The organism is Marinicella meishanensis (assembly GCF_019931145.1).
GTDB classification, from domain to species: Bacteria; Pseudomonadota; Gammaproteobacteria; order Xanthomonadales; family Marinicellaceae; genus Marinicella; species Marinicella meishanensis.
The window spans coordinates 303,341-326,636 of the sequence record NZ_JAIOUV010000001.1 but is presented as its reverse complement, the minus strand read 5'-3'; the positions used below and the strand labels follow the sequence as shown (position 1 = coordinate 326,636).

Here is a 23,296-nt window from a genome sequence, read left to right as displayed (position 1 = left end):
GTCAAACTGAGAAAAATCAACCGCTAAAATCGAGTGATTTATGGAAACAGCTTTAGCCATCAACAACCTGGTCAAAACCTACAAAGACGGTACCCAAGCCCTCAAAGGGGTGGACCTCACCGTCAACGCCGGAGAAATCTTTGCCTTGTTGGGACCCAACGGTGCTGGCAAGTCGACCATGATCGGCATCATCGCCTCCTTGGTCAATGCCACTTCGGGTGAGGTCAAGGTGTTCGGCAAAGACCTGTACAGCGACCGTCAGGCGGTCAAATCGATGATCGGTTTGGTGCCGCAGGAATTCAACTTCAACATGTTTGAGAAGCCAGTCGACATCGTCGCCAATCAAGCCGGTTACTATGGCGTGCCGCGCGAAGAGGCCTTGGTCCGCACCGAAAAGTATCTCAAGCAGCTGCAACTGTGGGACAAGAAAGACAGCGTATCGCGGGGCCTGTCAGGAGGCATGAAGCGCCGCTTGATGATTGCGCGGGCGATGGTCAACGAGCCGAAATTGTTGATCCTGGATGAGCCGACTGCCGGGGTCGACATCGAGATCCGCCGTTCCATGTGGTCGTTTGTGGAAGAGATTGCCGAACAAGGCACCACCATCATCCTCACCACCCATTACTTGGAAGAAGCCGAACAGCTTTGTAAAAACATCGCCATCATCGACCACGGTGAAATCGTGCGCAACACCACCATCAAGGAATTGTTAAAAACCCTGGATGTGGAGACTTTCATCTTTGACCTGGACCACCACCCGGATGACGCCTTGTTACAGGCTTTGGGCGCGGTGCACAAAGACGATTGTTCAATTGAATTGGACGTGCCCAAATCGAAAAACCTCAACAGCGTGTTCAAAACCATTGATCAAGCGGGTTACCAAGTCTCATCCATGCGCAACAAAGCCAATCGCCTGGAAGAGCTGTTTGTCAAAATGATCGAAAACAATGGAGGTCAAGCATGAGCACCACCTACATCGGCATCAAAACCCTGTTGCGCAAAGAAGTCACGCGCATCATCCGCATCTGGTCTCAAACCCTGTTGCCTCCGGCCATCACCATGACCTTGTACTTCGTGATCTTTGGCAACTTGATCGGCTCGCGCATCGGCGAAATGGGTGGTTTTGACTACATGTCCTTCATCGTTCCCGGCCTGGTGATGATGGCGGTGATCACCAGTTCCTATGGCAACATGGTGTCGTCGTTTTTTGGCGCCAAATTTGCCAAACACGTGGAAGAGCTGTTGGTCTCGCCGATGCCGAACTGGGCCATTTTGGCCGGTTACGTCAGTGGCAGCCTGTTTCGTGGTTTATCGGTGGGTTTGATCGTGACCTTGATCTCATTGTTCTTCACCGACATCCAGGTGCACAATGTGTGGATCATCCTGTCCACCGTGGTCTTGACCTCCATCGTCTTTTCGCTGGGTGGCTTCATCAATGCCGCCTTTGCCAACAAATTCGATGACATCGCCATCATTCCGACCTTTGTGCTGACCCCCTTGACCTATTTGGGCGGGGTGTTTTACTCCATCACCTTGTTGCCGGATTTTTGGCAGAAAGTCTCTTTGATCAATCCTGTGTTGTACATGGTCAACACCTTCCGCTACGGCTTTTTGGGTGTCAGTGACATCAACTTGGGTGTGGCCTATGGCATCATTATTGCCTTTGTTTTGATCCTGGGCTTCTGTTCCTGGTACATCCTGCACAAAGGCATCGGTTTGCGGTCTTGATGCGGGCATTGATCACAGCCATTTAAGGGCGTCCTGAATGGTTAACCCAACACCGCAATCAGTTGGCGGTGATGGGCCGATCATATCAATTCTTTTCGGTTTTTTTCAGCCAAGCCAGCAAGGTTTTGGCCACTTCATGGCTGTAATGGTCGCCTGGGTTGGCGGGGCTGAATGTGCCGGTTTGCATGGCGGTCATCAGCGCCTCACGCGACTCATAACGCATCAGGCTGTGTTCTGATTGGGGGATGATTTGGGTCACCGCCTGGGGTGCGGCCTGGGCAATGTCTTTGAGCCAATCGGCATTGATGGCCTGGATGTCGTATTCGCCGTGCATGGCCAGCACAGCGCCTGGGTAGTTGGCCCAAGCTTGTTTGAAATCATATTGGTTCAGGTCTTTAAAGAAGCTGTGGTGGCGGTTGAATACCTGGTCGCCGCTGTGGGGCATCAGACCGGACTCCAGGGCGGCGGCATATTGTGGATCGGCCACGATGTCGTCCCAATGGCGATCGGTTTTTAACCAAGCGTGCAACAGCGGTTGAATCAGTTTCTCGTTGTTGGCGGCGGTCTCGGCATCGGTGCCAAACAGCTGCGCTTGTTCACCGAAAATTTTCAACAAATAATCATACCAAGGCTCAACCACCGACCCATAAACCGACAGGCCTTTCAATTGATGTTTTTGGGCCAGCAGTGGAGCCACCAAACCACCCAGTGAGTGACCGAACACATAGACCCGTTGCGGATCGACAAAGTCATAAGCCTGCAAAGCCTGGAGCCCGGCGGCAAAGCCGGTCAATTCGGTGCTGAAATCCACTTGGTCACAGCGCAAAGGACCGACCGAATCACCGACCCCAAATTTCTCAACCTTGTAAACCACAAAGCCATTCAACACCACCTCATTCAGCAGTTGTTGCAATGTCAATTGCATGAACGGGCTGTGGTCCACCGAGCCGCAGGTATAGCCCTGGATGTAATACAAAGCCGGCAGGCGTTGGCCGGGTTTCAAGTCATGCGGCTTATAGACCATGCTGCGCAAGTGGTTTTGGCCCACAGTGACTTGGTCATAAACCACGGCAAAGTCGGGGTGTTGTTCAGGTGGGCGACCCAGCAGTTCACCGCTCAGGGTTTGCGTCTCTGGCCCTTGCTTGACCGCCACTTTGAGGGCATCGCCCACTGCCAAAGTGCGGATCTTGCTGACCAGGTCTTGTGGGCTGTTGATGGCTGTGTGGTTGATCTGCAGCACCACGTCACCTTGGCTTAAACCCAGTGCTGAGCCGGTGCTGTCGGGCAACACACGCAAGATTTCAACCCCGCCACCTGTGGGGTTGGCCTGCACTTGGATGCCCATGAGTGGGCTGGGTTTGAGCTCGGTGGCGTTGAGCCAGGTGCTGCACAACAGCAACAAGAAAAACAATTTATTCATGGTGGGCCTCCGGTTGGTAACTGTCCAAATGGGTTAAGGCTTGCAGCGGAAAGTGGCTCAGCCCCAACAGTTGGTGGTGAAAAGTTCTGAGATCAAAATCTGGCCTGGCGGCCTGTTTTGATAAGCTGTGTTTGATTTGATTCATGCCATAGACATAGGTGATGACTTGCATGGGCCAACGCTTGATGCGTTGTATTTCCCGTTCCATCACATCGGCCCCCTCGGGGAAATGACGCTGCCAATGTTGTCTGGCTTCGGCATCGGTCCAGCCGCGGGCATGGATGCCCACATCAATCATCACCCGCATGGCCCGCAACGATGCCCAGCGGAGGGCATAGGCTTGGCTGGCTTGATCCCGGTACCAGCCCATGTCATGACCCAGGGTTTCGGTGTAGGCGGCCCACCCTTCAATGAAGGCCATTTGTGGCGAGCTTGAAGACACGTCGGGGCACAGTGGGTGCAGCCGCCTCATTTGTTGTTGTAAGTGATGTCCTGGTATGCCTTCGTGGATATACAGCCAATCCAACTGGGCCAGATCAAAGGCGTCCTGTAATGGGTTGTAGTAGATGGTGTTGTTGCCGTAATGCCCGGGGGCACTGAACTCAGGACCCAAGGGTGAGCGGGCGAATGCCGGTTGGGACACCCCCGGCATGGGGTGAAACAGCCGATCCAGGTTCTGCTCAACCCGGGCCGCGCTGGCACGCAGCTGGGCTTGGATGGCGATATCTTGGCGGCTGTCAATCATGGGCTGGTTGTCAACCTTGGCTGTTTGACGCAGTGCCGCGATGGCTTCGGTAAAAGTCTGTTCGCCCATCGCATACAAGGCATCGGCCGACACCTCGGCGCCCAACCACCACCGGGTCAAATAGCGGTACCACAGAGCCCCCTGGGGTAAGGCATGAACCCGGCCGGCATAGGCCGCCACTGGCGACTGTTGGGCTGCCGACTGCATCAATTGATAACGCAATTGTTGGGTTTCCAGTCTGAACACCAAGTCATCCCAGGCACGGGCCTCGCACCATGATTGGGGGACGAACGTGTTGGCTTGGGCTTGGACCCTTTGCAGCCGCTTGAGTGCAACGGCGTGGTCTTCCGCTGTTCCGCGCTGTTGCAAAACCGCGGCAAAATCCAGTCTGGGGCTGGGTATATTCAATGATTGGGCTTGCTGAGCCAGTGCCGACCAGCTGATGGTTTCCTGCTGCGCCGGTTCTGGCGCAACGGTCGAGCCAGCCATCAAACCAAGCAGAGCCAAAACCAAGCGCTTCATTTTGTAGACTCGTCCAGCAAAAAGGATTTCAGCGGCCCTGTGCCAAAGGGGGCAAAATAGTGACCGCCGTCAGGATCGGGTAACACGTTGGACACAATGCCCACCACTTCACCCGCGGCATTCAACACCGGCGCTCCACTCAATCCACGCAAGGTGCCGGGTTCGGCATCGTTCAACTTGAGCAACAAATTGTCACCTTCCATGCGCACAAAGTGACCCTTGAAGCGGTCTTGATGACACGTGGCTTGACTTTGGTAGGTGCAGCCATGGGTGACCAGCTCATCACCCGCTTGTGGTGCCTCGTCGGCCAACCGCAAAGGCTGCAAGCGGGAGTGGTTTTCTTTGACGGCGAACAACAGCCAATCATCGGCCAACACCGCCATATCCAGGGCTTCGGCTGGGTTGGCATTCAACAGTTTGCCGAGGGTCACGACACCGGTGTCTTCATTGAATGGTTTGAGTTGCCATTGCGTGACCTGGCCGTCAATGTTGATGTGGTCAATGCCCTGGTCCATGGTTTCAAACAGCACGTGTTTGGCAGTGACGGCATAGACCTGTTGACCGTGCTGCAACAAAAAGCCACTGCCCACAAAGGGTTTTTCGCTGTGTTGGAATTGGATGTGGTTGGCACCGCTGTAGCGCTCAGTCGCCACCGCTGGACAACTGCACAAAGCCAACAACAGGATGGTGTTCAGTTTCAATGCATGTCTCCGGTTGTTTTCATGCCCATGATAAGGTAGGTCATCATCAAAACCAGAACAGCCAGGATCCGCCCCGGTTGTTGGTGGGTGCTGCGCTTGATTAAGATGGCGGCCAACAACAAGGCTGGGGTTAAGGTCATGAAATAAGCCAAACTGAGCAAAGACATGTGGTACTGGGGCATTGAACTACCAACCATTAAAGCAAAACCGGCGGCCAACAACATGTGTCAGAGGTCAGTCTGAAGCGCCCTGCAGGGTGTGTGGTGATGGACCCAGTCCGCCGTTGCAACACCGGTGGTTGACCATGGGAGGCGCCGTTAGATCAAGCCCAGCACCAGCCAAAAACCGCTGACAGTGCATTGGCATTTGGTTCGGCGAGACAGAATGCAAGAAAATCAAGAAAATCTGTGGATATTGACTTGAATTCAATTTTGCCAACCCCACATGTCACACCAACCGAGGCGTTATGGACCAAGCACCCATGGCGCTTCTTCGTATTAGTTAACTGTATTACTATAAATTTTATTTTTAAGGAGTTCGATAATGAATATTCGTCCTTTGCATGATCGCGTAATTGTCAAGCGCGTCGAAGAGGAAACCACCTCTCCTGGTGGCATCGTGTTGCCTGGTTCGGCCGCCGAAAAGCCGCAACGTGGTGAAGTGGTTGCTGTGGGTAATGGCCGCATTTTGGACAACGGTGAAATCCGTGCTTTGGATGTCAAAGCGGGTGACAGCGTGTTGTTCGGTAAATACTCGGGCAGTGAAGTTAAGGTGGATGGCGTGGAATACCTCGTCATGAAAGAAGAAGACATCATCGGAATCATAGGATAATAACAATGAGTGCAAAAGAAGTTAAATTTTCAGAAGATGCCCGCGCCAAGATGGCCCGTGGTGTGAACATTTTGGCCAACGCCGTTAAAGTCACTTTGGGTCCCAAAGGCCGCAATGTGGTGTTGGAAAAAAGTTTCGGTGCCCCCACCGTGACCAAAGACGGTGTGTCGGTGGCCAAAGAGATCGAACTGGAAGACAAGTTTGAAAACATGGGTGCGCAAATGGTCAAAGAAGTGGCCTCGCAAACCAATGACGTGGCTGGTGACGGCACCACCACTGCGACCATCCTGGCCCAAGCATTCGTGCGCGAAGGCTTGAAAGCCGTGGCCGCTGGTCGCAACCCCATGGACCTGAAGCGCGGTATTGACCAAGCCGTGGCCGTGGCCGTGGACGCGATCAAAGCCCAAGCCACCCCTTGTTCAGATTCCAAAGCCATTGCCCAAGTGGGCACCATTTCTGCCAACTCTGATTCGTCTGTCGGTGAAATCATTGCTGAAGCCATGGACAAAGTGGGCAAAGAAGGGGTGATCACCGTGGAAGAAGGATCAGGACTTGAAAACGAACTGGATGTGGTTGAGGGTATGCAGTTTGACCGTGGTTACTTGTCACCCTATTTCATCACCAACCAAGAAACCATGTCAGCCGATTTGGACGATGCGTTCATTTTGTTGCACGACAAGAAAATCTCCAACATCCGTGATTTGCTGCCGGTGTTGGAAGCCGTGGCGAAAACCGGTAAAAAACTGTTCATCATCGCCGAAGACATCGAAGGTGAAGCGCTGGCCACCTTGGTGGTTAACAACATGCGTGGCACCGTGAAAGTGTGTGCCGTCAAAGCCCCTGGTTTTGGTGATCGCCGCAAAGCCATGTTGGAAGACATCGCGGTGTTGACCGGTGGTACCGTGATTTCCGAAGAAGTCGGCTTGCAATTGGACAAAGCCTCTTTGGAAGATTTGGGTTCGGCCAAACGCATCCAAGTCAACAAAGACAACACCACCATCATTGACGGTGCCGGTGAAGTGTCTGAAATCGAAGGCCGCGTGAACCAAATCCGTGCCCAAATCGAAGACGCCACCAGCGACTACGACAAAGAGAAATTGCAAGAGCGCGTGGCCAAATTGGCCGGCGGTGTGGCAGTGATCAAAGTCGGTGCGGCCACTGAAGTGGAAATGAAAGAGAAGAAAGCCCGGGTTGAAGACGCCCTGCACTCCACCCGCGCCGCTGTTGAAGAAGGTGTGGTGCCTGGTGGTGGGGTGGCCTTGTTGCGTGCCCAAGCCGAAGTGATCGGTCTGAAAGGCGCCAACGAAGACCAAAACGTTGGTATTTCCATTGCCGTCACGGCGATGGAAGAGCCCCTGCGTCAAATCGTTAACAACTGCGGTGAAGAATCATCGGTGGTGGTTAATGAAGTGAAACAAGGCAAAGGCAACTACGGTTACAACGCCGCCACTGGCGAGTACGTCGACATGATCAAAGAAGGCGTGTTGGATCCAGCCAAAGTGACCCGCTCGGCCTTGCAACATGCCGCTTCGGTGGCTGGTTTGATGATCACCACCGAGTGCATGGTGGCCGAACTGCCTAAGGAAGAAGCCCCTATGCCTGACATGGGCGGTATGGGCGGCATGGGTGGTATGGGCGGCATGATGTAAGCCAGCCGCACCATCGATGGTATGTCAAAAGCCCTGGTTATACCCAGGGCTTTTTTGTGGTCAAGTGGATGGCAGGATTTGGGTTGCCAGCAAAAGTACAGAAAAAAATCCAATTACTTTGGAAATTGTGAGCGCCATCACATTAATGTCTGAGGGGAAGCGTAAACTGGGTACCAAGGTTGAGATCAAGCTCACACACACCCTTTTCCCCCTTTCTTGATCTCAAGGCCCAAAAAGACCGCCCCACGAGGCGGTCTTTTGCATTTGGGGTCCTGGAAAATCAGGCCTGCCACTTGCATCCTCCCAATCAAGCCTTACAATCACAGCATGAATGACCCATCCAACACACCGTTGATTGACGCCACAGGCTTGTTGTGCCCACAGCCCTTGTCCATGCTCAAACAAGCCGTCAAGCCCTTGTCTGCTGGCGCGGTGGTGCACATCACCGTGACCGACCCCCATGCCGAGCTGGATTTTGCCATCTGGTGCGAACGCTTTGGCCATGGTTTGGAAAAAATCAGTGAAGCCAGTGATCAATGGGTCTTTGCCGTGGTAGTCGATGCCGGGGAGGCTGCCTCATGAGGTATGTGTGGGGGGTGGTGATGCCGATGTTGGTTCAGGTGTTGGTGGTTTGGGCAGTGGTTGTCGGCACCCAAGGGGATGGCAGTTTCACCGGCTTGGGGGTGTATCTATTGGGCCTGTTAGCCGTGCCCTTGACCGCCATCATCAATGCCATTTATGTGTACACCCAGCGTGAAAAACCGGCTTTTCCTGTGGTTATGAAATGCTGGGGTCTGGCCTTGTTGATGCCGCTGTTGGTGGCTTTGTTGGCCGTGATTGGGTGAGGACCACCGGTGGCCGCCAAGCGGCCACCGGCAGGATGTAGACAATGGATCAGAAGCGCAAAACGGCTTGGATGCGTGCTTGCACGTCTTCAACGCTGCCGGTACCCAGCACTTCAGTGACGATGCCTTGTTGTTGGTAAAACGCCGCCACCGGAGCGGTTTGTTCGTTGTAGACATTCAAGCGATTGCGCACCACATCCTCGGTGTCATCCGTGCGGCCTTCAATTTCGGCGCGTTTGGCGATGCGGGCCACCACTTCATCGGGGTCCACTTGGATCAACAAGGCGTGATCCAAGGTCAGGTTCAGTTCTTGAAACAGCTGTTCCAACATTTCAGCCTGGGTCACGTTGCGAGGAAATCCGTCCAGGATGAAGCCATTGCTGGCATCGTCTGCAGACAAACGGTCTTTGAGCATGCCCAGGACAATTTCATCTGACACCAGGTCACCTCTGTCCATGACTTCTTTGGCGGCCAGCCCCAAAGGGGTTTTGGCGGCGATGGCGCCACGCAGCAAATCACCGGTGGAAATGTGCGGGATCTGCAGTTGTTCAACGATCAATTTGGCTTGCGTGCCTTTGCCACTTCCAGGCGCACCGAGTAATACGATTCTCATAAGCAGTTTTCAATAATGGTTTATGGGGTTCAGATCTTGGCAAATACCCGGTTTGGGGGGACGGTTCATTGGCCGTCAGACTTCATGCAATGGTCTTAATTTTCAGTTAAAATCAGCGGCCACAGTTGAAAGACATGAACGCCTGGGGTGTTTGCGCTAAAAAACGTGCTACAGTACACGCCCAACGCCTTTTAGTCAATACGTACCCCCAAATTAGCAATCAGGATTGAATATATGACGCAGAAAAATGCCCTCTACTGCCAATCAGGCGGCGTCACCGCCGTGATCAATGCCACTGCCTGCGGTGTGATTGAAGCGGCCCGCAAAAATCCCCAAGTGGGCACGGTGTTTGGTGCCAAAAACGGCATCATCGGCGTGTTGCGAGAACAGTTGGTGGACACCGCGCAACACAGCGATGCCGATATCGCGGCCTTGCGCCACACCCCTGGTGGGGCGTTTGGTTCATGCCGCTATAAACTCAAGGACATGGAAGCCCAGCGGGCAGAATATGAGCGCCTGATTGATGTGTTCCAAGCCCACAACATTGGCTACTTCTTGTACAACGGCGGCGGTGATTCCTCGGACACCGCATACAAAGTGTCACAGATGGCCAAAGCCCGCGGTTTGGATGTGACCTGCATCGGGGTGCCCAAAACCATTGACAATGACTTGCCGGTCACCGACACCTGTCCCGGTTTTGGTACCACCGCCAAGTACATCGCCACTTCGGTGATGGAAGCCTCGTTGGACGTCGAATCGATGGCCGAGAGTTCCACCAAAGTGTTCATCATGGAGGTCATGGGACGGCATGCCGGTTGGATCGCAGCGGCCGGTGGTTTGGCGGGCAACAGCCATGACGAACCACCCCAAATCATCCTGTTTCCAGAAATTCCTTTTGACCAAGCGGCGTTTTTGCAACGGGTCAAATGGTCGGTGGAAAGCCATGGCTACTGTTCGGTGGTGGTCTCAGAAGGGGTCAGAAACCCCGATGGGCGTTTTTTGGCGGATGCCGGCACCACCGACGCCTTTGGCCACGCGCAATTGGGCGGTGTGGCATCGGTCATTGCGCAAATGGTGAAAGACCATCTGGGTTACAAATACCATTACGCGATCAGTGATTACCTGCAACGATCGGCCCGGCACCTGGCGTCCAAAACCGACTTGGAACAGGCTTATGCCGTGGGCGAAAAAGCCATCGAATTGGCGGTGGCGGGACGCAATTCGGTGATGCCGGTGATCAAGCGACTGCAAGACGACCCATACCAGTGGGAAATTGCCACCGCTGAACTGAAAGATTTGGCCAACGTGGAGAAGATGGTGCCCCGTGAATACATCACCGAAGACGGCTTTGGCATCACCGAGGCCTGTCGCAAATACTTACAACCGTTGATTGTCGGCGAAGCCTATCCCCCGTACAATGACAATGGCCTGCCCCAGTATGTGCGTTTAACGCAAAATCTGGTGCCACAAAAACTGGCTAAATTTGACATTTGAATGATTGATCAAAACAGCAACATCGCGGTGATTGGTTTGGGTTATGTGGGCTTGCCCCTGGCCCTGGCCTTGTCTGAGCATTACCCAGTGGTGGGTTATGACATCAATCCGCAGCGGGTGGCTGAGTTGGAGAACCACCAAGACCACACCCAGGAAGTCACCAGCGATCAACTGCGACAAGCATCCGGTTTGCGATTTTCGGCTGACGCCAGTGTTTTGAACTCGGCCAATGTGTTCATCATCACCGTACCGACCCCAGTGGATGACAACAACACGCCCGACTTGACACCGTTGATCGAAGCGTCTGAGTTGGTCGGATCGATGATGTCCCAGGGCGCCACCGTGATTTATGAATCAACGGTCTATCCCGGTGCCACCGAAGGGGTCTGTGCCGACATCCTGACGGCCGCCAGTGGTCTGGTGTTGAATCAGGACTTTTATCTGGGTTATTCGCCCGAACGCATCAACCCAGGTGACCAAGTTCACACCTTGTCATCCATCGTCAAAGTGGTTTCAGGTTCCACCCCAGAGGTCGCTGCAGCGATCGATGGCCTGTACCAAAAAATCATCACAGCGGGCACCCACCTGGCCCCATCCATTCAGGTGGCCGAAGCGGCCAAAGCCATCGAAAACACCCAGCGTGACATCAACATCGCTTTCATGAATGAACTGTCGATGATGTTCCATGAGATGGACATTGATGTGTTGCAGGTGATTGAAGCGGCGGCCACCAAATGGAATTTTTTGAAGTTCACCCCCGGCTTGGTTGGTGGCCATTGCATCGGTGTTGACCCCTATTACTTGATTCACAAGTCCCAAGAGAAGGGCTACTTTCCGCAATTGATCACCACCGCCAGGCGCATCAATGAAAACATGAGCGCTTATGTGTCTGAGCGCATCTTGAAATTGTTGGCACTGCACCAGAAGCACATCGTCAATGCCCGGGTGCTGATCATGGGTTTGACATTTAAGGAAAACTGCCCTGATTTGCGCAACACCCGGGTGGTTGAAATTGTGGAACAATTGCAAAAATACCACGCCCAGATTGAAGTTTACGATCCCTGGGTTGACCCCACCGAAGCGGCCATTTTGCAACAGCCGTTGATCGCCCAGCCCGAGCCTGAGCAATATGATTTGGTGGTGTTGGCGGTGGCCCACAGTCAATTCACCGAAATCAATCCACGGCAGTACTTGAAGGCCGATGGCTTGTTGTTTGACCTCAAAGGCTTGTTGCCAGAGGCTTGGGTGGATGAGCGCTTGTGAGTCCCAAGCCCTGAGCCACGCGCAACCACAGGCCATTTGGCCGGCCGGATCGCATGCCTGATTCAACCGCCCACCGCAAAATCATTCATGTGGACATGGACTGTTTCTATGCGGCGATTGAAGCCCGGGATTATCCACACCTGCGGGGCCAACCGATTGCAGTGGGTGGCCAACCCGACAAACGGGGGGTGGTGGCCACCTGTTCCTATGAAGCCCGGGCCTTTGGCATTCACTCGGCCATGCCAATGGCGCAAGCGGTGAAAAAGTGCCCACAGTTGATCATCCAACCGGTGCGCATGGCCGTCTATCAAGCGGAATCCAAAGGCATCAAAGACATATTCAAAAAATACACCGAGATCATTCAGCCCTTGTCCTTGGATGAGGCTTTTTTGGATGTCACCGACGCACCACATTGTGCCGGCAGTGCCACTTTGATGGCGCAACAAATCAGACAAGACATTTGGCAAGCCCACCGGTTGACCGCATCGGCGGGCATTGCCCCCAATAAATTTTTGGCCAAAATTGCCAGTGACTGGAACAAGCCCAACGGCCAATGGGTCATCACCCCGGAACAAATCGATGGCTTTGTCCAGGCTTTGCCGGTCAAAAAAATCTATGGTGTGGGTCGGGTCACGGCGAAAAAAATGCATGCCATGGGTTTGCACACCTGCGCCGATTTACAACGACTGTCGCAGACTGAGTTGACCGATCGATTTGGCGTGTTTGGCACCACCTTGTACCAACTGTGCCGGGGCATTGATCACCGCCCGGTGCAAACCCACAGCGTTCGTAAATCGGTCAGTGTAGAAGACACTTTTCTCAAAGACCTGCCGCATTTGCCGGCTTGTTTGGCTGAAGTGGACCGTTTGTATGAGCTGCTGGGTGAGCGCCACCATCGGGCCCAGGCCAAACAAAACATTGCCATCAAAGCCTTGTATGTCAAAGTGAAGTTTGCTGATTTTCAAACCACCACCGCCCAACAAATCCATCCGCAGCTGGATCTTGACGTGTTCAGGCAGTTGCTCAAAACTGCCTGGCAACGCCAACAGTGTCCGGTGCGTTTGTTGGGATTGGGCATCCAATACCGGCAAGCCGACCAGCCCCAACAACAAAGCCTGTTTTGAGGCCAAAAAAAAGGCCGCTGATGCGGCCTTCTTCGGCTTTGATGGTTTTGATCAAGCCACCATTTGGGTTTTCAGTTTCTTCAACGCCACCGCTTCCAGTTGACGGATGCGTTCGGCTGAGACTTCGTACTTGGCAGCCAACTCTTGTAAGGTGGCTTTCTTGTCAACCAACCAACGGCTTTGGATGATGTCATGTGAACGCTCATCCAACTTGTCCAAACCTTTGAACAAAGCGTGGTGGTTGCGATCCGCTTCGGTTTCCTTGATCAGCTCCGATTCGGGCGTGGGGCTGTTGTTGGTTAACCAAGCTTGTGGTGAATAGTTGTTGTCCTCGTCGTCATCCATGGGCAAGTCGAAGGACACGTCCTGACCGTGCAGGCGCGATTCCATTTCGACCACCACTTCGGGGCTGACATCGAGGTCTTTGGCGACCCGGTTGACTTCTTCTTGCGAGAACCAACCCAGTCGTTTTTTGTTCTTTCTCAGATTGAAAAACAATTTGCGGTGCGCTTTGGTGGTGGCCACTTTCAATATGCGCCAGTTTTTCAAAATGTATTCGTGAATTTCGGCCCGGATCCAATGCACGGCGAATGACACCAAGCGCACTTTGTGCGTGGAATCAAAGCGTTTGATGGCTTTCATCAGACCGATGTTGCCTTCTTGGATCAGGTCACCCAGAGGCAAACCATAGCCGGAGTAGCCTTTGGCCACATAGACCACGAAACGCAGGTGTGACATCACCAGGGCGTGGGCGGCATCCAGGTCATTGTGATCCCGCACTTTATCAGCCAGTGAACGTTCTTCTTCGACTGACAACACCGGGATTTGGTTGACACTGCTGATGTACGACTCCAGGGAGCCAGTAATCGCAGGTACGGGTAAGGTTTTGATGGTTTCAGTTGTCATTAATTTTTCTCCAATCCGACATGGCTCTTAGAGCCCATGTGATGAGACATTTCGATGCTTGATTTGACTGTCAAACACCCAGAAAAGTTCCGTCCTCCAATGAGCAACGGGACAGCGATTATAGCACGCCACCTGCTCATGTCAATGGGCCTGAAGTCCCGGTTCAAGCGGGTTTTGTGAAGACTTCAGTCAGGTGGTCAGGCTGAATAAATAAAATACCTGAACTTTTGTCGGTTTTCTGTGAAAATGGGCTTTTCAATGGGGGCTTTTTTGACATGCAATTATGGGGTGATCACCGATCAGGCAACTGTTACAAATGTGCCCTCACCGCCGCTTGGTTGGGCATTGACTTGGCATGGGTCGACACCGATGTGTTGCAAGGCCAGACCCGCACGCCTGAATTTCTGCAGCACAACCCCAATGGCAAAATTCCCTTGTTGGTGCTGGATGACGGCCGCTGTCTCAGTGAGTCCAATGCCATTGTCAATTATTTGGCCCATGGTTCGGCTTTGTTACCGACCGAACCCTATGCCCTGGCTGTGGTGCAACAGTGGCAATTCTTCGAACAATACAGCCACGAGCCACACATTGCGGTGGCCCGGTTCATTCGGCTGTATCAAGGCATGCCGGCTGAGCGCCAAGCCGAGTATGAGGCGATCATCCCGGGCGGTTATCGGGCTTTGGATGTGATGGAAACCCAGCTAGAAAAAACCGCCTATTTGACTGGTGAGCGGGTGACGGTGGCTGATTTGTGTTTGTTCGCTTACACCCATGTGGCGGCCGATGGCGGCTTTGATTTGGCGCCATACCGTGCCATTCAGCGCTGGTTGCAGTCGATTCAAGCGCAGCCGCAGTTTGTGCCGATGGGTCATCAGCGCGGCAAATAATTGAAATCACACAAACAATGGGCCACCTGCAGCACCTCGCCAGGTCGGGCGGACAGGATCAGGCTCAATTCATTGGCCAAGGGTTGCAGCAATTGTTGCATGGTCAATTGTTGATTGCTTTTGAGGTCGATGTGCTCACCGGCGGTGGCCAAAAAGTCCACCAGCAGCTGTTCGGTGAAGCTCAAAGACTCTTCCACCCAAACCAAACTGTAATCATCGCCCAAGTTGGCTTGACTGGCGGCATCGGCCACGGCTTCTTGCAAACCACCCAATTGATCGATCAAGCCCAGGTCATGCGCTTGTTTGGCGGTCCACACCCGGCCACGGGCAATGCGGTCCACCATTTCAAATTCCAAATTCCGGGCTGATGCCACCGATGAAATGAATTGATGGTAACCGTATTCAATGTTGCTCTGAATCAATTCAGCCAATTCTGGGTCCAGCGCTTTGTCCGGGTTGAAGGCGCCGACCCATTTGGTGGTGCCCACACCATCGGAGTGGATGCCCAATTTGTTGAACAATTCAGGGTAGGTCATCAACAAGCCATAGATGCCAATGGAGCCGGTGATGGTGGCTTCATCGGCCCAAATGGTGTCGGCGGTCATGGAGATCCAATAGCCGCCTGAAGCGGCGACATTGCCCATGGAAACCACCACCGGTTTACCCGCCACTTTCAAGGCATCGACTTCACGGCGGATTTGTTCCGATGGATAGACCCCGCCACCGGGGCTGTTGACCCGCAACACCACGGCTTTGACCGAAGGATCCAGGCGGGCCAGTTCCAACAAGTTGCTGGTCGAGGCGCCGCCAATGGTGCCGGCGGGTTGTTCACCACCGAGGATGGTGCCTTCAGCCACCACCACCGCCACGCGATCGGCCCACACCGGCTCTTCCAGCAGTTGCATGTTCAGGTAATCTTCAAAGCCAATGCCGCGAAATTGGTTGTTGTCATCATCGAAGGAACTGAATTCGGCGATGCGTTTGTGCATGAAGCTGCGTTTCATGATGCGGTCCACCAAGCCGGCTTCAATGGCCATGTCAGCCACCGAACCATTTTTGGCCATCAAGCGCTGGGCTTGCTGGTCGACGATGGCTTCCAGGTCAGCCACCGCCAGGCCGCGGCGTTGGGCCACACCTTCGAGGTAGGTTTGCCACAAATCATTCATAAAATGCAGCCCCGCTTCCTTGGCTGCCTGCGACATGTCATTGCGCACATATGGCTCTGCCGCTGATTTGTATTCGCCCACTTTGAACAGGTGGACATCCACCCCCAGCTTATCCAGGCCGTCTTTGAAGTAGTTGCGGTAAGAACCAAAACCTTGCAAGAACAAAAAGCCTTGCGGGTCCATCAAGATTTCATCGGCCAGTGAAGCAAAGTAATATTGCCCTTGGCTCAAATTGGTGGCCATGGCGATCACCGGTTTGTTGGATTGGGAGCGGAATTGATCAATGGCGTATTCGATTTCTCGGAGGTTGGCCAGGCCGGCGCCCCACATGTAATCGGGGTTCAACACCAGGGCACTGATGCGGTCATCATCGGTGGCCAGTTCAATGGCCTTGATCAAGTCCCGAACCCGGGTTTCCGGGATATCGGTGCCACGGATGTTGTCGATGGCTTGTGAGGTCGGGTCACCACTGAATTGATCGACCACAAAGCCTTTGGGGGCCAACACCAAGGCGGTGTTGTCGCGCAATGTCAGGGTGTGACCGCCAACAAAGAAATACACGATCAGCATAAACAGCAGCAGCAACAACAAATGGCGGGTGAAATTGGCCAGCAGGATGAAGGGTTTGGTCAAGAACTGAAACAGTTGTACCAAGATCGGTGGTTTGGGGTTGGTGTGGGTTGGGTTGTTCATCATCAAATCAATATAGGGTCTGGTTGGGGAATGGACATGTCACAGAAGTCATGATTTATTTGAGATTCTCATGCCGCACTTGCCACTGTCACAACGAAAGCCCATAATTATAGGCTCAAAAAACCGGATAACAAAGCATGAAACACGTCCATTCACCTTGGCTGGTTGCGCTGGCAGGCTTGGCCACCCTGTTGCTGACCCTCCCCTCTCAAGCCGAAATATCGTCCACTTACGACCACCAAATGGCGGCCTGGGAACAGCATCAGGCGATGCGGGCAAACAGCCCATACAAAGGCATCAGTTGGCGCAATGTGGGTCCGGTGATTCAAGGTGGCCGGGCCGTGGATGTGATTCGGCCCAAAGATCAGCCACATGTGATCTACGTGGGTTATGCCTCTGGTGGGGTGTGGAAAAGCACCAACAACGGCACCACTTTCCAGCCCATCACCGAACACTTGCCCAGCCAGATCGTGGGTTCCTTGGTGATCGATCCCAATGATTCCAACACCTTGTGGTTGGGTACCGGAGAAAACAACTCTTCGCGTTCCTCTTATGGCGGCATGGGGGTGTACAAAACCACCGATGGCGGGGCCAATTGGCAATTCATGGGCTTGGGTGATACCGACCGCATTGGCCGCATATTGGTCGACCCCAACGATTCGGATCGGGTCTATGTGGCGGCTCTGGGCCGTTTATATACCCAGGGTGGAACCCGTGGTTTGTACCGCACGACCGACGGTGGCGGCAGCTGGGAAACCCTGATCAAGGGTCAAGATTTCACGGGTTTCATCGACCTCACCCGTTCCCCCAACGGCACCTTGTATGCATCGGCCTGGGACCGTTCTCGCCGGGCCTGGGACTTTGTTGAGGGTGGCACAGGCAGTGCGGTGTACCGCAGTGTGGATAACGGCGACAGCTGGGAAAAACTGACCGAAGGGTTGCCCCAGGGAAAGTACACCGGACGCATTGGATTGTCCGTTTCAGACAGCGCGCCAGACACCCTGTATGTGTCGATTGACAACCAAACCCCCTTGCCACCCGAACAATGGGACCTGGGTGATCAGGCGGTCAATGCCAAACGCTTGAAAAACATGGACAAGGCCACCTTTTTGTTGCAGGACGAAACCGCCATTGAAACGTTTTTGCGTGACAACAATTTCCCGCCTGAGATGACTGCAGAAGAAGTCATCAAACAAGTCAAAAAGGATGAGCTCACCCCCCAATCTTTGGTTGATAAGCTGGCCGATGGCAACACCAACCTGTTCGATGTGGACATCAAGTCACTGGAAATTTATCGCTCGGATGACGGTGGAGACCGGTTTTATCGAACCCATGAAGAAGACCTGCAAGGCGTGGTGTTTTCCTATGGTTATTACTTTGGCCAAATCAAAGTTGATCCGCAGGATGTGAACACCGTTTATGCCACCGGCGTGCCATTCATCAAGTCCACCGATGGCGGCAAAACCTGGGCTTCGGCCTGGAATGAATCGGTGCATGTGGACATCCAAGCCATTTGGATTGACCCCAACAACGGCAACCACCTGATGATTGGTAATGATGGTGGGGTGGATGAAAGCCATGATGGTGGCCAAACCTGGCGCAAAGTCGATCACCAGCCGGTGGGTCAGTTTTACACCATCGCGGTGGACATGCAAGAACCTTACAACATTTACGGCGGACTGCAGGACAACGGCACTTTGAAAGGCGCCAGCACCAACTTGTGGTATGACAACCGCTACCGGGGCAATGATTGGGAACGCATTTTTGGCGGTGATGGAATGCATGTGAACATCGATGACGATGAGAACTACACCTATGTGGGCTTTCAATTCGGCAACTCATTCCGTTTGGGTTCGGCCGCACCGAAACGCATCACCCCGCCCAACTATGTGGGTGAAGAGTCCTTGCGCAAAAACTGGAACACGCCGGTGATGATGTCGACCCACAACAAAGACATCCTCTATTTCGGTGGACACAAAGTCTATCGCAGCCTCAACAACGGCGATGACTGGACAGAAATCAGTGGTGATCTGACCGAGTCAGAAAACCGCGGCGATGTGCCATTTGCCACCCTGACCAGTTTGTCAGAATCGCCATTGAAGTTTGGTTTGTTGTGGGCTGGTACCGATGATGGGTTGGTCTGGGTCACCGACAATGGTGGTGATGATTGGACCCAAGTGAATCGTAAATTGCCCCGTCATCGTAGCCTGCGAGGCAAATGGGTCAGCCGGGTGATCGCCTCACCGCATGAAACAGAACGCGCTTGGTTGGCCTTCAACAATTACCGCAACGATGACATCAAGCCTTACCTCTACAAAACCGACAACTTGGGCCAAAAATGGCAAGACATGAGCGCCGGGCTGCCCAACGAAACCATCAATGTGGTCAAAGAAGATCCGCAAAACCCCGATGTGGTCTACGTCGGGACCGACAAAGGCCTGTATGTGTCGTTGAACCAGGGTGAAGACTGGCACATGCTGGGTGACCAGCTGCCCACCGTGCCCGTGCATGATTTGGTGGTGCACCCCCGCGATCATGAGCTGGTGATTGGCACCCATGGCCGCAGTGTGTTTGTGGCCGATGTCGGGCCCTTGCAGGCATTGGACGAAACCATCCGCGAGGCCGATTTGCACATTTTTCCCATGGCTGAACTCAAAGAAAGCAGCAGTTGGGACAACCGGCCTTATCGGTGGGGGCCCAACGACGACATCCCGAGTTTGACCACCGTTCACCTATGGGCCAAGGCGGCTGGTCCAGCCACCGTGCGCATCACCGATGCCGATGAAGCCGAGTATTTCAGCACCGAGGTTGCTTTGACCCAAGGGCTTAACCAGTGGCGGTGGGACCACCAGATTGACGTCGATAAAGCCATGGCGATTGAAGCCGAGCAGTTGGCCAAAGCTTTGGAACAAGCGGCCAATCAAGGCCCAGACAGTGATGCCGCTGCCGAGGACGATCCCCGCAACAAGGCCAATATGCCCTACAGTGAATCGCAGCGCTTGCAACACCCGCCATACATTGAGCCGGGTGAGTATCGACTGTTGATCGAGCAGGGCGAACACCGGCATCAGGTCGATTTCAACGTGAAATGATGGTGTGGGTTTGCGGCTGGCCTGAGTCCGGAAGTGCACTGTGAGCCACCACCAACCACCAAGCAGACCGGCCATTGGCGCCCACCTGGGATCCTGGCTGGTCTACGGACTGTGCTGGCTGTTGGCGCACCTGCCTTATGGCCTGTTGCTGTGGCTGGGGCGGGTCTTGGGGTGGCTGTTCAAGCGGTTGTTCAAATCGCGCCGCCGGGTGATTGCCAAGAACATTGCGGCCTGTTTTCCAGCGCTCAGTGAGGCGGAACAACGGGCTTTGATCGACCAAAACTACCGCGAAACCGGCATGATGGTCAGCCAAACCTTGCGCACCTTTTTGAACCGCTCAATATGGCCTTATGCCGACTTAACCATTGAGGGCAAAGAACACCTGGAACAAGCCATGGCGGCTGGCAACGGGGTGTTGTTGGTGTCCGGGCATTTCACCGCACTGGATGTGGGCGGCCGGGCCTTGTGTGAGCAGTATCCGGTGGCCGGGGTTTACCGTCCGCACAAAAACCCGGTGCAAGAACACATCGTCAAACGGTCCCGTTTGCGCTATGCCGATGCCATGTTTTCCCGCGACGAATTGAAAGGCATCATCAAGTACCTCAAAGCCGGTGGCGTGGTTTGGTACGCACCGGATCAAAATTACCGCCGGGGTCAATCGGTGTTTGTCGATTTTTTTGGCACCCCCGCGGCCACCATCACTGCCACCCATCAATTGGCGCGCATCACCGGCTGTCAGGTCTTGAGCTATGCCGTCAAACGCCTCGATCAGGCCCCTTATTATGCCTTGCGCATCGCCCCGGGGTTGACCGATTTTCCCAGTTCGGATGTCAACCACGACACCCAACGCATCAACCAAGTGATTGAACAGATGGTGCAAGATGCGCCGGAACAATACCTGTGGCTGCACAAGCGATTCAAAACCAGACCACCGGGTGCCGCACCGTTCTATTGATATTTCTGGCGTTGCCCCCACTGTTGTGTTTTGCCCATGATGAATCGATGAAAATACCCCACCTAGACCCGGATTACGCCCGTGCCCGGCGCCAACAATGGCCCAAAGCATTTCGCACGGCGTTGATCTTTTTGTTGGTGATTTGGGGGTTGTTTTTGTTGGCCCAAGTGGTGCCCATCACCCAGTTTGGCACCAAACCCAGAACCTTTGAAGGATTGGTGGGTCTGGTCACCATGCCATTCATCCACAGTGGCTGGCCGCACCTGATAGACAACTCTTTACCGATGTTTTTGGCCATGGTGGCCTTGTATGGCAACTACCCGAAAGTGGCCAAACGTGTGGTGTTGTTGAGCATAGTGTTGACCGGTGCGTTGGTTTGGTTGTTTGGTCGGGAAGTCAACCACATCGGCTCCAGCGGCTTGTTTTATGCCTTGTTAAGTTATTTGTTCGTCAGCGGTTTTTTGAAAAAAGACATCCAGTCGGTGGGCATTTCCATCGCCATTGCCTTCATGTATGGCTCACTGATTTGGGGCATTTTCCCGGGTCAAGAGGGCATCTCCTGGGAATCGCACATGTTTGGATTTTTGATGGGGGTGATGTTGGCCTACAACACCAAAGACATCGATCGCCCGGTGTTGAAGGATTGGCGCTTGGATGAGGGTTTGGAGGATTGGGAAGAATGAACAACCGGACAGCCAAGCGTCTGCAACTCAGCCCATGCTCCCCAATCAGTCAAAGCCTCACTTGGCGCTGGCGCATTGGATGCAAAAAGGCGTGTGCGGAATGGCTTTCAGCCGTTCGGTATTGATCGACCCGCCACAGACCACACAACTGCCGTAGTCGCCGGATTCAATGCGTTGTAACGCCTTGTTGATTTGTGACAACTCGATTTGCGCCCCTTGGTCCAGAGCCGCCACCACTTCATCATTTTCGGTCTCGGTGGCTTGTTCGGCAAAATCGGCGCTGACCGGATCTCTGCGGTGCAGGTGCCGCTGGGTGTTGGCCAACAATTTTTTCAGCCGCGTTTGTTCGGCCAGCAAGGTGGCTTTCAGCTCATCCACCAGGTGAATTTCCATCAACGCACTCATCAGTATTGCTCCTTCAAGTAGCAGATCAGGTCGGTGCTGGTCACCATGCCAATCAGTTGTTGTTGGTCATCCACCACCGGCAGTGAATGAAAGCCGCCATCGGCCAACAAGTGCACCGCATCGCGGATGGATTGTTTGTCTTGCAGGGTGGTCAGGTCTTGCGACATGATGTCGGTGATCTTGTATTGTTGATCAATCATTTCGGCAAAGCCGCTTTGATCAAACCCTTGTAGATTGAAATTCAACTGCATCATGTCGGTGAAACTGACCATGCCGACCAGTTGTTTGGCATTGAGGATGGGCACATGGTGTACCCCGGCTTGACTCATGATTTGGTAGACATCACTCAAGTTTTGCCCCTGTTGCACGGTCTGAATGTCGGTACTCATGATGTGATTAATGGGCTCATTTTTTCTCATCTTTGGTTCCCAGATATGGCGATAACATGCAGTCTATCATCGGCCCTGGGTCGAAAAAATTGACCAATGTCAATTTGCTCTCAGTTTCAAAAAAAAGCCAGCACCCGGTCCGGTGCTGGCTGGTCAATCATGGTTGGGTTAATTATTGTTGTTGCAGCTGGGCTTCCAATTTTTTGATGGTGCTCATCACCCGTTCTTGGGTCGCGGCATCCAAGCTCGAGCTGGGAGCTGCTTTCAAGTTTTGTGGGTCCAGCATTTTGTTCAAGCCCATGGCTGTTTTGTTGGTGCTTGCGGCTGACTTGGAAGGCCCGGTGCCGGTGTCAACGAATGTTTTGCTGGCTGAGCGGAAGCCGCGGACACTGAAGCCTGCCAGATTCAAATTCGGCGAGCTGCCCACTTCGTAGGAAAATGCTTCGCCATCGAATTGATTGGTGCCGGTTTTCAGGTAATAGGCCAAATAATAGTCATCGTCATCCCGCACCACCGCAATCAACTCATCGTTAACGGTGTCGTATGCCGCAGCCAAATCGTTGTTGTTCAGCGCATAATTGGTGCAGCGGTTGTAGATGGTGGATTCAGAACGACAGCCCGTGGCCAGGTAGTCGCCATTGAAGGTTTCGGTTTGTTCAAAGATCAACACATCGGCAAAAAACGGAAAGCCATTGCTGTATTCTGACACGTCATACACCACTTGCCATTCGCCGCGCATTTTTTGCAGTTCGTCGCCGAGGAAAAAGTTGAAGCGTTCGATGTATTTGATTTGACCCAAGTACTCGATGGTGGCAGTGGTCTCGGTTAAAAAGTTGATTTTGGCTTTGCCCAGGTTGCTGGCATAGGTGTTGGTTGGGGTCCAGCTGCAACCCAAACACGGGCCTTCTTCGCTGATGAAGATATCGCCTTCGACGTAGGAATTGCCTTCCATGAAGCCCGATGTGGTGTACCAGTAGGCGTTGCCAAAATCATCGAACACGTAAAAAATACCAAAAAAGAAATTATCCTGGATTTCAAAGTTGAAGCCACTGCCGGCCTCATCCGGATCCCAGTACAAGCCAGACTCTGGGGTGAAGGACCAGCTGGGTAGGCTGCTCAGCAGCAAAGCACATAAAGTCAGTATTTTTTTCATAAAAATCTCCGCGTGGTGAGTATAGGTTGTTA

23 protein-coding genes are annotated in these 23,296 nt (G+C 53.5%); 13 read left to right on the top strand and 10 right to left on the bottom strand.

Annotated features, from left to right (window positions below):
* Positions 1-40: 40 nt before the first annotated feature.
* The gene (locus K7G70_RS01385; RefSeq protein ID WP_223786799.1) at positions 41-964 is read left to right on the top strand and encodes an ABC transporter ATP-binding protein; all 924 of its coding nucleotides are present in this window, start codon (positions 41-43) and stop codon (positions 962-964) included.
* Entirely contained in the window at positions 961-1,728 is a 768-nt protein-coding gene (locus tag K7G70_RS01380) for an ABC transporter permease (protein WP_223786798.1), read from the top strand. The genes K7G70_RS01385 and K7G70_RS01380 overlap by 4 nt, the downstream gene beginning before the upstream one ends.
* An 85-nt stretch (positions 1,729-1,813) precedes the next feature.
* Here the strand turns inward: K7G70_RS01380 and K7G70_RS01375 are convergent, their stop codons facing one another.
* The 4 genes from K7G70_RS01375 to K7G70_RS01360 are packed head-to-tail and all read right to left on the bottom strand — an operon-like array spanning position 1,814 to position 5,283.
* A complete protein-coding gene (locus K7G70_RS01375) occupies positions 1,814-3,148 on the bottom strand; it encodes an alpha/beta fold hydrolase (RefSeq protein WP_223786797.1) in 1,335 nt (444 codons plus the stop codon).
* A complete protein-coding gene (locus K7G70_RS01370) occupies positions 3,141-4,415 on the bottom strand; it encodes a DUF885 family protein (protein WP_223786796.1) in 1,275 nt (424 codons plus the stop codon). Before K7G70_RS01370 ends, K7G70_RS01375 begins: the two co-directional genes overlap by 8 nt.
* Positions 4,412-5,116 carry a S1 family peptidase gene (locus tag K7G70_RS01365; protein ID WP_223786795.1) on the bottom strand — a complete coding sequence of 235 codons (705 nt, stop codon included), beginning with the start codon at positions 5,114-5,116 and terminating at the stop codon, positions 4,412-4,414. Before K7G70_RS01365 ends, K7G70_RS01370 begins: the two co-directional genes overlap by 4 nt.
* On the bottom strand, positions 5,113-5,283 hold the full coding sequence (locus tag K7G70_RS01360) for a hypothetical protein (protein ID WP_223786794.1): 171 nt from the start codon (positions 5,281-5,283) through the stop codon (positions 5,113-5,115). The genes K7G70_RS01365 and K7G70_RS01360 overlap by 4 nt, the downstream gene beginning before the upstream one ends.
* Positions 5,284-5,659: 376 nt before the next feature.
* Here K7G70_RS01360 and groES point away from each other — a divergent pair, with 376 nt between their 5' ends.
* From groES to K7G70_RS01340, 4 genes are all read left to right on the top strand, one after another.
* A complete protein-coding gene (gene groES, locus K7G70_RS01355; RefSeq protein WP_223786793.1) occupies positions 5,660-5,947 on the top strand; it encodes a co-chaperone GroES in 288 nt (95 codons plus the stop codon).
* A gap of 5 nt (positions 5,948-5,952) precedes the next feature.
* On the top strand, positions 5,953-7,596 hold the full coding sequence (gene groL / locus K7G70_RS01350) for a chaperonin GroEL (protein WP_223786792.1): 1,644 nt from the start codon (positions 5,953-5,955) through the stop codon (positions 7,594-7,596).
* A 327-nt stretch (positions 7,597-7,923) separates the two neighbouring features.
* Positions 7,924-8,178 carry a sulfurtransferase TusA family protein gene (locus K7G70_RS01345; protein WP_223786791.1) on the top strand — a complete coding sequence of 85 codons (255 nt, stop codon included), beginning with the start codon at positions 7,924-7,926 and terminating at the stop codon, positions 8,176-8,178.
* Positions 8,175-8,441: a hypothetical protein gene (locus tag K7G70_RS01340; protein ID WP_223786790.1), complete on the top strand. Its 267-nt coding sequence runs from the start codon at positions 8,175-8,177 to the stop codon at positions 8,439-8,441. The genes K7G70_RS01345 and K7G70_RS01340 overlap by 4 nt, the downstream gene beginning before the upstream one ends.
* Before the next feature lie 49 nt (positions 8,442-8,490).
* On the opposite strand, the gene K7G70_RS01335 is transcribed toward K7G70_RS01340, so the two are convergent.
* Positions 8,491-9,054 carry an adenylate kinase gene (locus tag K7G70_RS01335; RefSeq protein ID WP_223786789.1) on the bottom strand — a complete coding sequence of 188 codons (564 nt, stop codon included), beginning with the start codon at positions 9,052-9,054 and terminating at the stop codon, positions 8,491-8,493.
* Between the two features lie 234 nt (positions 9,055-9,288).
* On the opposite strand from K7G70_RS01335, the gene K7G70_RS01330 reads away from it, so the two are divergent.
* The 3 genes from K7G70_RS01330 to dinB are packed head-to-tail and all read left to right on the top strand — an operon-like array spanning position 9,289 to position 12,935.
* The gene (locus K7G70_RS01330; RefSeq protein WP_223786788.1) at positions 9,289-10,548 is read left to right on the top strand and encodes a 6-phosphofructokinase; all 1,260 of its coding nucleotides are present in this window, start codon (positions 9,289-9,291) and stop codon (positions 10,546-10,548) included.
* Positions 10,549-11,811: a nucleotide sugar dehydrogenase gene (locus K7G70_RS01325; protein ID WP_223786787.1), complete on the top strand. Its 1,263-nt coding sequence runs from the start codon at positions 10,549-10,551 to the stop codon at positions 11,809-11,811.
* A 53-nt stretch (positions 11,812-11,864) separates the two neighbouring features.
* Positions 11,865-12,935 (top strand): DNA polymerase IV, encoded by a 1,071-nt coding sequence (gene dinB, locus K7G70_RS01320; RefSeq protein ID WP_223786786.1) that lies wholly within the window; start codon positions 11,865-11,867, stop codon positions 12,933-12,935.
* Positions 12,936-12,986: 51 nt separating this feature from the next.
* On the opposite strand, the gene rpoH is transcribed toward dinB, so the two are convergent.
* Entirely contained in the window at positions 12,987-13,856 is an 870-nt protein-coding gene (rpoH, locus tag K7G70_RS01315) for an RNA polymerase sigma factor RpoH (RefSeq protein WP_488801367.1), read from the bottom strand.
* A gap of 260 nt (positions 13,857-14,116) precedes the next feature.
* On the opposite strand from rpoH, the gene K7G70_RS01310 reads away from it, so the two are divergent.
* Positions 14,117-14,728 (top strand): glutathione S-transferase family protein, encoded by a 612-nt coding sequence (locus K7G70_RS01310; RefSeq protein WP_223786784.1) that lies wholly within the window; start codon positions 14,117-14,119, stop codon positions 14,726-14,728.
* On the opposite strand, the gene sppA is transcribed toward K7G70_RS01310, so the two are convergent.
* Positions 14,713-16,590: a signal peptide peptidase SppA gene (sppA, locus tag K7G70_RS01305; RefSeq protein WP_223786783.1), complete on the bottom strand. Its 1,878-nt coding sequence runs from the start codon at positions 16,588-16,590 to the stop codon at positions 14,713-14,715. The genes K7G70_RS01310 and sppA overlap by 16 nt on opposite strands.
* 134 nt (positions 16,591-16,724) lie before the next feature.
* Between sppA and K7G70_RS01300 the strand changes: the two genes are divergently transcribed.
* From K7G70_RS01300 to K7G70_RS01290, 3 genes are read left to right on the top strand one after another with little or no spacing between them, the layout of a single operon-like run.
* Positions 16,725-19,679 carry a WD40/YVTN/BNR-like repeat-containing protein gene (locus K7G70_RS01300; protein ID WP_223786782.1) on the top strand — a complete coding sequence of 985 codons (2,955 nt, stop codon included), beginning with the start codon at positions 16,725-16,727 and terminating at the stop codon, positions 19,677-19,679.
* 40 nt (positions 19,680-19,719) lie between these two features.
* Positions 19,720-20,634 carry an LpxL/LpxP family Kdo(2)-lipid IV(A) lauroyl/palmitoleoyl acyltransferase gene (lpxL, locus tag K7G70_RS01295; protein ID WP_223786781.1) on the top strand — a complete coding sequence of 305 codons (915 nt, stop codon included), beginning with the start codon at positions 19,720-19,722 and terminating at the stop codon, positions 20,632-20,634.
* A 47-nt stretch (positions 20,635-20,681) separates the two neighbouring features.
* On the top strand, positions 20,682-21,317 hold the full coding sequence (locus K7G70_RS01290; RefSeq protein WP_223786780.1) for a rhomboid family intramembrane serine protease: 636 nt from the start codon (positions 20,682-20,684) through the stop codon (positions 21,315-21,317).
* 57 nt (positions 21,318-21,374) lie between these two features.
* On the opposite strand, the gene K7G70_RS01285 is transcribed toward K7G70_RS01290, so the two are convergent.
* The 3 genes from K7G70_RS01285 to K7G70_RS01275 form a co-directional block, all read right to left on the bottom strand.
* Positions 21,375-21,722: a TraR/DksA family transcriptional regulator gene (locus tag K7G70_RS01285; RefSeq protein WP_223786779.1), complete on the bottom strand. Its 348-nt coding sequence runs from the start codon at positions 21,720-21,722 to the stop codon at positions 21,375-21,377.
* Positions 21,722-22,111, bottom strand: a complete 390-nt coding sequence (locus K7G70_RS01280) for a CBS domain-containing protein (RefSeq protein ID WP_223786778.1) — start codon at positions 22,109-22,111, stop codon at positions 21,722-21,724. The genes K7G70_RS01285 and K7G70_RS01280 overlap by 1 nt, the downstream gene beginning before the upstream one ends.
* Positions 22,112-22,283: 172 nt before the next feature.
* Complete coding sequence (locus K7G70_RS01275; protein ID WP_223786777.1) at positions 22,284-23,264, bottom strand: hypothetical protein; 981 nt, start codon at positions 23,262-23,264, stop codon at positions 22,284-22,286.
* Positions 23,265-23,296: the final 32 nt, after the last annotated feature.

Bases quoted from the DNA above. Each gene is read 5' to 3' on its own strand.
- K7G70_RS01385 (WP_223786799.1), top strand. From the start codon at position 41: ATGGAAACAGCTTTAGCCATCAACAACCTGGTCAAAACCTACAAAGAC.
- K7G70_RS01380 (WP_223786798.1), top strand. From the start codon at position 961: ATGAGCACCACCTACATCGGCATCAAAACCCTGTTGCGCAAAGAAGTC.
- K7G70_RS01375 (WP_223786797.1), bottom strand. From the start codon at position 3,148: ATGAATAAATTGTTTTTCTTGTTGCTGTTGTGCAGCACCTGGCTCAAC.
- K7G70_RS01370 (WP_223786796.1), bottom strand. From the start codon at position 4,415: ATGAAGCGCTTGGTTTTGGCTCTGCTTGGTTTGATGGCTGGCTCGACC.
- K7G70_RS01360 (WP_223786794.1), bottom strand. From the start codon at position 5,283: ATGTCTTTGCTCAGTTTGGCTTATTTCATGACCTTAACCCCAGCCTTG.
- groES (WP_223786793.1), top strand. From the start codon at position 5,660: ATGAATATTCGTCCTTTGCATGATCGCGTAATTGTCAAGCGCGTCGAA.
- groL (WP_223786792.1), top strand. From the start codon at position 5,953: ATGAGTGCAAAAGAAGTTAAATTTTCAGAAGATGCCCGCGCCAAGATG.
- K7G70_RS01345 (WP_223786791.1), top strand. From the start codon at position 7,924: ATGAATGACCCATCCAACACACCGTTGATTGACGCCACAGGCTTGTTG.
- K7G70_RS01340 (WP_223786790.1), top strand. From the start codon at position 8,175: ATGAGGTATGTGTGGGGGGTGGTGATGCCGATGTTGGTTCAGGTGTTG.
- K7G70_RS01335 (WP_223786789.1), bottom strand. From the start codon at position 9,054: ATGAGAATCGTATTACTCGGTGCGCCTGGAAGTGGCAAAGGCACGCAA.
- K7G70_RS01330 (WP_223786788.1), top strand. From the start codon at position 9,289: ATGACGCAGAAAAATGCCCTCTACTGCCAATCAGGCGGCGTCACCGCC.
- K7G70_RS01325 (WP_223786787.1), top strand. From the start codon at position 10,549: ATGATTGATCAAAACAGCAACATCGCGGTGATTGGTTTGGGTTATGTG.
- dinB (WP_223786786.1), top strand. From the start codon at position 11,865: ATGCCTGATTCAACCGCCCACCGCAAAATCATTCATGTGGACATGGAC.
- K7G70_RS01310 (WP_223786784.1), top strand. From the start codon at position 14,117: ATGCAATTATGGGGTGATCACCGATCAGGCAACTGTTACAAATGTGCC.
- sppA (WP_223786783.1), bottom strand. From the start codon at position 16,590: ATGATGAACAACCCAACCCACACCAACCCCAAACCACCGATCTTGGTA.
- K7G70_RS01300 (WP_223786782.1), top strand. From the start codon at position 16,725: ATGAAACACGTCCATTCACCTTGGCTGGTTGCGCTGGCAGGCTTGGCC.
- K7G70_RS01290 (WP_223786780.1), top strand. From the start codon at position 20,682: ATGAAAATACCCCACCTAGACCCGGATTACGCCCGTGCCCGGCGCCAA.
- K7G70_RS01285 (WP_223786779.1), bottom strand. From the start codon at position 21,722: ATGAGTGCGTTGATGGAAATTCACCTGGTGGATGAGCTGAAAGCCACC.
- K7G70_RS01280 (WP_223786778.1), bottom strand. From the start codon at position 22,111: ATGAGTACCGACATTCAGACCGTGCAACAGGGGCAAAACTTGAGTGAT.
- K7G70_RS01275 (WP_223786777.1), bottom strand. From the start codon at position 23,264: ATGAAAAAAATACTGACTTTATGTGCTTTGCTGCTGAGCAGCCTACCC.